This is a genomic window from Cupriavidus sp. 05T313, from assembly GCF_056396665.1.
Genome location: NZ_JBFTLX010000697.1, coordinates 1 through 377 on the forward strand (window position 1 = coordinate 1; position 377 = coordinate 377).

Here is a 377-nt window from a genome sequence, read left to right on the forward strand (position 1 = left end):
AAGCACTTCCACGTTCAGGCACAGCGACTGCATTTCCTTGATCAAGACCTTGAAGGATTCGGGAACGCCCGGCTCGGGAATGTTCTCGCCCTTGACGATCGCCTCGTAGACCTTCACGCGACCGTGAATGTCATCCGACTTGATCGTGAGGAGTTCCTGGAGCGTGTAGGCGGCGCCGTAAGCTTCGAGCGCCCACACTTCCATTTCACCGAAGCGCTGGCCACCGAACTGTGCCTTACCACCCAGCGGCTGCTGCGTGATCATGGAGTACGGGCCGGTGGAGCGKGCGTGGATCTTGTCGTCCACCAGGTGGTGGAGCTTCAGGATGTACATGTAGCCGACCGAGATCGGATCCGGGAACGGCTCGCCGGAGCGGC

1 protein-coding gene is annotated in these 377 nt (G+C 60.6%); it reads right to left on the reverse strand.

Annotated features, from left to right (window positions below):
* A partial coding sequence (locus AC1DKD_RS42435; RefSeq protein WP_477144894.1) for a DNA-directed RNA polymerase subunit beta occupies positions 1-377 on the reverse strand: 377 nt, incomplete at both ends.